Origin of the sequence: Paenibacillus sp. 32O-W (genome assembly GCF_007679495.1) — a bacterium.
Classification (GTDB): domain Bacteria; phylum Bacillota; class Bacilli; order Paenibacillales; family NBRC-103111; genus Paenibacillus_L; species Paenibacillus_L residui.
Window position 1 is genome coordinate 40,333 of sequence record NZ_VEGP01000041.1, and the last position, 9,853, is coordinate 50,185.

A 9,853-nucleotide genomic window follows, 5' to 3' on the forward strand; every position below is an offset into this window, starting at 1 on the left:
ATGCGAAAAGGACCCCAAAAGCCGGAGTCCATTTCGTCATGTGATTTATACCTTTCCATTGCTGTTATCGCTCTCGATCCGCAACCCGCCGTTCGGGTGCTTCCGGTTCCTCATCCGACACGCTGTCCACGGCTTCGTTTTCCCGTTTGTCCATGTTCAGCAGCACATTTAACTCCGCGAGCCGCGCGGACTTCGTTTGCAGTTCCTGTTCTTGCTTGAACGGTGCCTCGATCTGTTCCTTCGCCGTTACCATCTGTTGCTTGTGTGTTGCGAGCTGGTCACGGCAATAGGCGAGCTTATTCGGCAAATCCGACAATGTATTGATTATTCGCGTGATATTGCCGCCTGCATCCGGTCCTAACGTAATCGTATGGCCCAATGCGCCGCGCAGCGTCACCTTGTATTCCTTTGCAAAGCTATCAAACGATAGCCATAAGGAAAAGCCCATGTAACTGCCTGCTTCCTGCGGATCGGGAGAGGTCATGCCTTTGCAGGCTTCCAGCAGGGCAACGCCCGCAGTAGCACGTTCCGAGTACGTGTAATCTTTGATGGTCATACCGGGAAAACGGGAATCGTCGCTGCTATCCTTTTCCGACGCTTGGGCGCGCATGAACAAGGCCACGTCCTGCTCATACCCGACAATGCGTTCCTCCGTAGACTTGATTTGCTGCGGCAGCATTTTGAGCAGCCGATCCTCCAGCGCATAACGCTGACTTAAATGATTCGCTTTGAGCAGCTTGAGCTTCGATACCTGGATGTCGAGATCCATTTTTTCCTTGATGTACGGATTTCCAGTCGCAAGCGCTTTAACTTCGGCATAGGACAAAGCCGTCTCATCAATGTCCTCGGCAGACCGAACCGGCGACTTGCTGGTCATGATCTGCGAGATAAACCGCTGCTTGTTTTCCAGCGTTTGATAAAGGTAAGCGTCGAACGTGTTCTCGGTCACATAGCGAAAAATATGCACCTCGCTGTTCTGGTTCCCCTGCCGGATAATGCGCCCGCTGCGCTGCTCCAAATCGCGCGGACGCCAAGGGCAATCAAGGTCGTGAAGGGCAATCAGCTTCGTTTGCACGTTCGTACCCGCCCCCATCTTGAATGTCGATCCGAGCAGGACCCGAACCTGCCCACTGCGTACTTTGGCGAATAGTTCTTTCTTCTTAACTTCCGTATTAGCGTCATGAATATAGGCAATTTCTTCAGGCGGTATGCCCTTATCCATCAGTTTACGCCGCAGCTCGTCGTACACGCTGAAAGTGCCATCCTGTTTCGGAATAGATAGATCGCAGAACACCAGTTGCGTGAGCCGCTCTTTCAGACTGTCCGTCCAATGCTGGTAGACGTTGTCCGCGCAAGCGCTGACCTTGCTTCCTTCGTCGTCGGGGAGCATCGGATTGGCCAGCCGCTGATCGAGCGCCAATTTGCGTCCGTCATTGGTGATCGTCAACATATTGTCCTCGTGCGGCTCCACTTGCTTCGCTCGCACCCGTTCGGCGCGGCGGGCGAGATCGGTGACCATGTCGCGTTGGAACTCGCTTGGCGGCACAGCAACATTGTGGAAGTGGGCTTTTGGAACCGGAAGCTGGAGCATGTCCGCCGTCTGAATATCTGCCACTTCCTTAAAGACGTTCATCAGCTCCGGCAAATTGTAAAAACGAGCAAACCGGGTTTTCGCCCGATAGCCCGTTCCCTCCGGTGCAAGCTCGATCGCCGTGACGGTTTCGCCAAATGTCGAAGCCCATGCATCAAAATGCTGCAAGCCTTGCCGTTTGAGCCGCTCGTATTGCAAGTAACGCTGCATCGTGTACATCTCAGTGATGGAATTGGAGATCGGCGTACCCGTCGCAAAGATAATGCCCCGGCCCCCGGTGAGTTCGTCCAAATAGCGGCATTTGGCAAACATGTCCGACGACTTTTGTGCTTCGGTTTGCGATAGCCCGGCCACATTGCGCATTTTCGTGTAAAGAAACAGGTTTTTGTACGAATCAGCTTCGTCTACGAATAGCCGGTCTACGCCCAGTTCCTCGAAGGTGACGACATCATCCTTCCGGCTCGTATCGTTCAACTTTTCCAGCTTGGTTTGCAGCGTCTTTTTCGTTTTTTCAAGCTGCTTGATCGCATACCGTTCGCCTCTGGCATCTTTGAGTTCCCGGATGCCGTTTGTAATTTCCGAAATCTGCTCGTACAGTTGCTGTCGCTGACGTTCCGTCGAAATCGGTATTTTTTCAAACTGCGAATGGCCGATGACGATCGCGTCGTAGTCGCCGGTGGCAATTCGCGCGCAAAACGTTTTGCGGTTTTTCGTTTCAAAATCTTTTTTGGTCGCCACCAGAATATTCGCCGACGGATAAAGCTGCAAAAACTCCGCCGCCCACTGTTCGGTCAGATGGTTCGGAACGACCAGCATGCTCTTGTTGCACAGCCCCAAATGCTTGCTCTCCATCGCTGCGGCGGTCATAGCAAACGTTTTTCCAGCCCCGACGCAATGAGCGAAAAGGGAATTACCGCCATACAGCGCGCGGGCGACCGCATTAACCTGATGCTGGCGCAGCCGAATTTCCGGGTTCATCCCGGTGAAACGAATATGACTGCCATCGTATTCGCGGGGACGAATGGCGTTGAACCGATCATTATACAGCCTTGTCAGCCGTTCGCGCCGCTGCGGATCTCGCCATATCCAGTCGCGGAACGCTTCTTTCATCATCTCCTGCTTTTGCTGGGCGATGGCCGTTTCCTGCTTGTTCAGCACGCGCTTTTCTACGCCATCCTCATAAACCGTGTCAAATATGCGCACGTCCCGCAAATTCAGCGTATCTTCGAGAATTTTGTACGCATTGACGCGGTTTGTGCCGTACGTGACGTTCGCCTTGATATTGTTGCTGCGGTCATCGCTTTTGCCTTTAACATTCCAAGCAGCCGTATATTCGGAATACATTACGTTGATGTAGGTCTGGTACATCGGCGGCGTGTCCACAAGATCAAACAGAAATTGCCGAATGTCTTCCGGTGGAAGCCAAGTTGCGCCCAAGCGGACATCAATTTCGGAGGCATCCAGATCTTTTGGCTGCACCGCTTCAAGCGCTTTAACGTTTTCGCTGTAACGTTCAGCATCATAGGCCGCAAACTGTCTGGCCATCCGGAGCTTCTCCCGTACATTGCCGGACAGGTACGCATCCGCCGTTTCATAGATCGGCTGACCTTCCTCGTCCAGATGTTCAGGATTGGGAAAGATGACCCCACGCAGTTCCGCTATCAGTTGTTCTTCCGTCATACCGGTAAGCTCTGCCATATAAGGCAAATCGACACGGGCTTTTGCGCCGATGGAAACGGCAAGTGCCTCCGAAGCGGTATCCACCTGTTCTACTTGAATACGCTGCCGGATGGTTCGTTTGGTGAACATATCTGCCTTGCGCAGCAGCAATCCTTCTTCATCGACGATTTCAAGCGAACAAAGCAAGAAATACGAGCTATCATCCGAAAAGGCAAGGCTGTTGGCTCGGCTGTTGATCAAGCCGTACTGCGCTGTAAACCGATCATACTGTGCATTCAGCTTGCGTTGCTGCTGCCCAATCATCTCATCGCTATAGTCTTCGGTTTGGTACTCGATCAATTCGCGCACAGTGTCCCTTAGCTGAATCATGCCCTTGATACGGCCCGCCGCAGTTGCTGATGTATCGACGCGACGCATGCGGCTGTTTTCCCGAAAGTAAATGTGACCGTCCACCAGCGCAAAGCTGAAATTGCGGACAGACGGATCGGCAGGGAGAGAAGGTTCTTCCTCCTCCAGCTGGTCTTCCCGTTCGAGTTCCACCCATTCGGCATGGATATTGGAAAGCGCCTCGCGAAGCAATTCATTCAGGTTGGCGTCCGGGTACGGCTTGCAGGACGTTTCCTGACGATTGCCATACATCCGGTCGTCAAAAACCATCGTGCCCAGCACCATATCGGGATGGGCGGCGAAATAGCTGTTCACCAGCACACCATCCACTGTCTCGGATAGAGATAGCCATGTTTCGGTTTGCTCGCTTACGGTGACCATGCGATCCCGTTTTTGTAAAAAGATAATATCGGCGGTTACTTCAGTGCCGGCATTTCGAGTCTTGGAACGACTCCGGCACCAGACCGAAAAAATGGCCGATGCCGCAGGACGGCTCCAAAATATTGCCGCTGCGAAAGCCCATCGATTCCAAACAGTCATACATCGCCTTGATGACGATTGGGGACGTATAGTGGGCGTTTAGCGTCGATGCACGAGCGGATGCATATTCCTCCGGCTCCAGCAATTCTCGAAGTTCCGCATATTCGGCTGCCCACTGCGTGTTCGCTTCATCGAATGCCTGCGGAAGGCCGCCCCATCCGACATAGCGAGCGAGCACCGCCTGCTCTTCCGCTGTCGCTTGCCGCTGCTCCTTCTCCAGCTTGTTCAACAGACGAATCGCTTCTATGTTCCATTTGAATTTCGTTTTTGCGCCGCCATGTCCCAGTTCATCGTCCGTAATCCGGTAGTTAACCGCCGGAGTAGCCGGACGATCCGATGCTTGAGTTGGTGAATGGACATTCGCTTGTTTTGTCTGTTGCTCCTGCTCATCGTTTAATCTAGTCGACGAAACATCTTCTTCCGCTACCGGCTCCCAACCTTCCTCATTTGTTAATCCCGGTTCTAGCTCCCCGGTAATCAGATGATCGTTCAGCGGATTTTCGCGCAGCATTCGCTCAAAATCCCGACGATTCCACTCTTTGATGAATAGTGGGAACTGCCGGTCTTGCAGCACCACCGTTTGCGATTCCAATTGCGCGACTTCATATTCGTCCGCACCAATCCAGACGATGCTCCCCACATCATAACCGTAGCGCGCCCGTTCCCGATTCGGTGTCATATGTTCCAGTTCCGCTTGCGCGTCCGGTTGGGGAAGCACATCCGATGACGATGCATCCAGCTGCGGCAACTCGTGCCTGGCCATTTCCGCCGCTTGCTGCCGCCGCTTTTCCTCCTGTTCCTCAGCGAAGGCGGGCAATCGCTCGGCTTCCCGCCGATTCAAGTAACGTCCCGCCGCCAACAATTCACCGATACGTTTCTGCACTTTCATCCACGGCAGCACGACCTGCGCATCCGGGTTCATGATGGAACCGCGAGTGAGTGTAATGCCTTTGCTGTCATAATTCATATGAATATCCGTGCCGGTCAGCGCAGGGAGACGCCCGCCGATCCCGTATTCCCGTTTCAGGAAATCAGCGTTCTCCTGCGCAGACAGCGACTGCTGGAAATGCAGCGCAATGCGATACTTGCCGTTCTCAAAACCGCTGCCGTTTTGCAAAACAGCGTCAATGACCGCTTGCGGGATTAAAAAAGCGGAGGCTTTTGCGTCCTCCGCTTGATCCATCCACAGCGTCTGTTGCTGGATGGAGGGTTCTGTCTTTCGCGATAAGTCAAATTCATTTAACAGAACCATGCTGGCGATATGCCCGGTGATGACACCCCAATCGTAAAAGCTTTGCGCCGTGCGTTCATCCGCCGTACCCATCCATTGATGCAAAACGTTTTGATACGGTTCAAACCCAGCCTGTAAGCCTTCATCAAGCGTCAACTCAGTGATGCCAGCCGGAAACAAGCCGCGCACATACAACAGTCGCTCGCGCTCATCCTCATGTGCATGGAAAAACGCCGCAATGTCCGTCTTGCTCTCCCTTAGCGGCGCTGCTCGGAGCATGTCGTTGATGATGGCCTGGTCATGAAAAAACGGAAGACTGCGGTCCTCCGTTTCCCGATCAAACCATGTTAATGATAAATCAGTTCCGTGAGAATCAGTTCCTCCGCTTGTTGCTTCAAGTTGTTCATATGTCCCGTCCAGGCCAGCGGATTGCTCGTCTTGTCCGGAGCCGGGTGGGATGCGAGCAATTCCTGTATCGTCCGCTCGATCTGCTCCCGCGCTGTCTGGTCGATGTCCGCCAGATGTTGGTTCAACTGCTCCGACAACATCAGATGGGCGTACATGCCCTTCCGCTCGGTTTTCAGAAACGTCTTGCGCATCATTCCGTACTTCCCGATCGTCGTCTCCGCTTCGCTCAGCGTCAGGTTGGGCAGCAAATAATCCCCTTGCGGCGTGTAGGTCAGTTCCATATTCATCCTTCCTTTCTTGTCGAGTAGCTTCATTGTGCGGCAAGGAATCGGGTCTTGCAAGGGTGTGAAACGATTGCCTCTCATTTGTTCGCTGCGCATCCCGGTGCAGCGCCCGGACGGTCGATTCCACTTCTCGCAGCATCATCTCGGACACATCGCTAATCGCTGCGCCCAAATGGGACAATGCAGGAAGCGTGTTGAAATACCCGATGCCGGACAAATCCTCGATGCTGATGTAATGTGCGGGATTGAGTCCGCAACGGGTCATTGCCATGTAAGCGACGGCCGATTCGGCTGTTTGCTTGAACAGCAATTCCACATGCTGGATGTCCAGGTCCTCCAGTAAACTGTGCTCCCGCTCTTTCATCAACTCGGCCGCATAATCGGCGCTGTTGTCATCCACCGCATTTCGTGCAGCTGCGAGGAGCGCAGCAGGCAGATCCGCATGTGGTTCCATCTCATCCGACGCGCCGAACGCATTTCCCAGCGTCTCGATCACATGAGCCGTACGCTGTCCTGCAAGCGCCATAGCGAAAACTCCGGTTGGCGTCTGCTCTGGGTATCCGATACATCAAACACATGACGCAGGCCCAAATGGTTGCCCCGATCTTCGATCAGGGCGATCCCTTTTGCGCCGCGTTTCACCCAGCGATCGAGCCGTTTGTTCCAAACGTCAATCGGCGCGCAAGCCGTCGCGTCAGGACGTTGGGCGTAGATCAACAGTTGATCCTGAAACGGATATTTATAATTCCAGGCCGCCGTCCGCAAAAAATCTGCCCAGCGATCAGGCTGGTTCGTCACCGTGCGAGCCGTGCCGGTAGCCAGTTCGACGATGCGCTGCAACTTGGCTGTCATGAGAGCACCTCCCTTACAGAAGCGTAATTTGATTGGTCAGGCGAATGCCTTCTTCGGAATAACGAGACGTAATCCGAAGGCGTCCGATAAGTTGCAAGCGATAAAGATTGCGGCGGACAGTGGAAGGGGAAACGCCCACCTCCAAAGCCAGTTTTTTACCGGACAACAAGACGCAGCTATGCCGTCCGCCCGCGCGGTCCATCAGGTAGCTGTACGGCAGTTTTGCGGCAGGCGGGACTTTCGCTTTCGCCAGCAGTTTATACCTCGCGAGATCGTTCATGGTCTTCCTCCTCAGCAAGCGCTAACGCTCCGACAAACGATCCTGCCGGACGTAGCAGTACAGATAGAAATTGTAATCTCCCGTATGCGGAAAACAGCGCAGATAGTATCGATGTCGCTCCGTTTGAAAACAAAAGCCGTAAACGCCGGAATGCCACTCACCGGATAAACGTGCCTCTGGATACGACAAGCAATAGCGGTTCATCCGGCTGCGGCTTTGGAGCAGTCCCTGCTCGGTCAATGCCTGCACCACCGCATCCAGTTCCGCCCGAAAGGACGGCGTTTTGAGCGCAGGCGCATGATCGAACCAAGTTGCCCAGTACGTCTCGCCGCTGCTGCCAAAATAGCCGCGAAGGTGCCCGATGCATCCGCGTGCGGAATCCTTGTCCGTTGAAGCGGAATAAACATAGACCGCATCTTCCGACACGGCCGCTTGCAATCTTTCCAGCATGTTCTTTTCCTCCCGGCTGGTATAAAAATCAGTTTTCTTTAATGGGTTCCCCCTGTGCCATAGTCGTCATAGGAGGATAGATTCGCATGATAAAACACAATATCCCCGTCCTTCAACTGGAACGTCACGCCATACGGATCGGTGAAACTTCGCTGAAACCCTTCCATCTGCCATTGGTTGTTCAGCGGTCCGTATATATACTGCAAATGAGGATGGTTCAAGTCCTTGTTGCGGATCGTTTCGAGATTGAGATTAACGACGATGTACCCATCCTTCAAGAAAATAGGCGACTTATCATCCAGCCGGTTTTTCCGCCCATATTCAGCCAGATTGAAACCTTTGGGCACCACATACGGCGCGGCAGGCACACTGTATTCGCCATGCCACTTCTGCACCGAAGCGTTGGCGCGGGCTACATGGACGCCGGAAGGCACGTTCATGCTGCCGACAAACGTCCGAAGCTGCGACGGCAGCAGCATAATGTCATAGCCGCCGACATACGTCGGTTTCTGCACATCCTTCATATATTGATTGATAAACGTCTGCCTCGCTCCGGGCGAACCATTTAACAACCAAAGGGTCGCGGCGGTATCGGTCAACTCCTGCCTTGGCACATTGCGCAAGCGAGCGTCGAGCGTCACATATCGTTTTTCCGTATCATCACTGGAGCCGATGCGAATAAACCGTTGATTGCCCGAATGATAGTAAAGATCGACTTCCTGCCGATTCTTCCCTTTGCTGTCCACAAAATAAAAGGTCGGTGTAATGCGGATGCCGTCTCCCGCGCCGAACATGTTGCCTTTCGTCATGACTTCGAATTTGAAATGGTAGCCCGTTTTGACCGCCACGTTCTTTTTGCCGCCCTCCGGGTGACTGCCCTGCCGTACCGGCAGCACGTAAGGGGGCGTATTGCCGCGCGGTGCGCCGTCAATGCCTTTCGTTCCGACCCAATAAGCGTTTCCGGTCGGCGTTGCGCTGCCCTTTTGGGTACGGAACACCGACTCCCAAGCAAAGTCAGCAATGTCGGTGATCCGGAAATCATAGAGACGGCCAATGACTTCCACCGGAACCACCTGCGTAGCCACATGATGTATCAAGTCCAGATTGGCATTCATTTGAGATGTAAAGGAAGCCGGACTGTTCTCAGCAAACGTTCGGAATAACACGTCGTAATTGCCCTCATCCACCCAAACGGGCAAGTAGAAGGTCGTCTGCGTTTGTCCGACCGGGATGGACACCCATGTTTCTTTCGGGACGAACGTTGTACGATCCGCTTTATATACATCGAAAGGAAACCAAACCTGTTTGTCTCTCACGTATTTGGCATAATCCCGATTGCCGTAGCCCTTGATGTCCTTGTGCTGACCGCTTGTCGGAATCGTCACAGTAAAGGGCCGATCCAAAATGAGCGCTGAACGTCCGGCAGAAGGTTGTGTTTTCTGGTTATGCGCCCGGTCGTCCGACACCGAGGCGTAGTTCACCACCGGCGTATGCACGGTCACAGGATTGATACCGTTTATCGGATAGGTTTTGTCTCCACCGCCGCCAATGCCTTTAATCAGAGAATACGATATCGTACCTGTGCTTGGCTGACTTGCTTCGTTTGTTTTAGACTTGTCGATAAAATATCCTTTGCCATACAACACATCTTGCCCGATCATCGTCGGTGCCGGTATCGCGCCAGGCGTTGGCGCTTTTTCCTCAACGACTTGGTTATCCATGATGGTTGTTCCGTTAAAGACGAGCGAATCGTTTTTTACCTTGATCTTTCCAATTGCTTTCTCGGCCTCGTTTTTCCTATAGTGGCACAAGAAGTCAAGACAGTTTTTTTAATTTTTAAGGTGTGAAATCATTCACGAAGCGTTCTTTTGATATATTGTTGGAGGGGAGATCCCCCGCCGGGAACTGGAAAAAGTAATGTGTATAATTACTCAATGATAATGTCCACTGGTGGAGGACAAAGCCCAAGCGAAGGCGCGGGAGTCACCCTCTGTGGATATGTTATTCCATGTATACAGTTGCAGGTGTTCGGTAATCTAACGACTGATGTGGCCGATAATGATTGTAGAATTCAAAGTACCGATGAATGCCGCGGCGCGCTTCTTTGGGCGAGGTATACTCGTGCAAGTAGACTTCCTCATACTTCAAGC

General features: G+C 53.0%; 8 protein-coding genes. All 8 read right to left on the minus strand.

Features of this window, described 5'->3' with window-relative positions; translation table 11 throughout:
• Window positions 1–64: 64 nt before the first annotated feature.
• On the minus strand, window positions 65–4,039 hold the full coding sequence (locus FS806_RS26785) for a helicase-related protein (RefSeq protein ID WP_225312764.1): 3,975 nt from the start codon (window positions 4,037–4,039) through the stop codon (window positions 65–67).
• A gap of 40 nt (window positions 4,040–4,079) precedes the next feature.
• Window positions 4,080–5,708 (minus strand): hypothetical protein, encoded by a 1,629-nt coding sequence (locus tag FS806_RS27220; protein WP_260982127.1) that lies wholly within the window; start codon window positions 5,706–5,708, stop codon window positions 4,080–4,082.
• A gap of 68 nt (window positions 5,709–5,776) precedes the next feature.
• Window positions 5,777–6,217 (minus strand): TnpV protein, encoded by a 441-nt coding sequence (locus FS806_RS26795; RefSeq protein WP_313960596.1) that lies wholly within the window; start codon window positions 6,215–6,217, stop codon window positions 5,777–5,779.
• Window positions 6,218–6,613: 396 nt separating this feature from the next.
• Window positions 6,614–6,973: a hypothetical protein gene (locus FS806_RS26260; protein ID WP_144938732.1), complete on the minus strand. Its 360-nt coding sequence runs from the start codon at window positions 6,971–6,973 to the stop codon at window positions 6,614–6,616.
• Between the two features lie 13 nt (window positions 6,974–6,986).
• Entirely contained in the window at window positions 6,987–7,253 is a 267-nt protein-coding gene (locus FS806_RS16390) for an HTH domain-containing protein (protein WP_144938735.1), read from the minus strand.
• Between the two features lie 21 nt (window positions 7,254–7,274).
• Window positions 7,275–7,703, minus strand: a complete 429-nt coding sequence (locus FS806_RS16395) for a hypothetical protein (protein ID WP_144938738.1) — start codon at window positions 7,701–7,703, stop codon at window positions 7,275–7,277.
• Window positions 7,704–7,741: 38 nt separating this feature from the next.
• Window positions 7,742–9,424, minus strand: a complete 1,683-nt coding sequence (locus tag FS806_RS16400; protein ID WP_260982129.1) for a hypothetical protein — start codon at window positions 9,422–9,424, stop codon at window positions 7,742–7,744.
• 280 nt (window positions 9,425–9,704) lie between these two features.
• A partial coding sequence (locus FS806_RS16405; protein ID WP_144938741.1) for an integrase core domain-containing protein occupies window positions 9,705–9,853 on the minus strand: 149 nt, incomplete at its 5' end.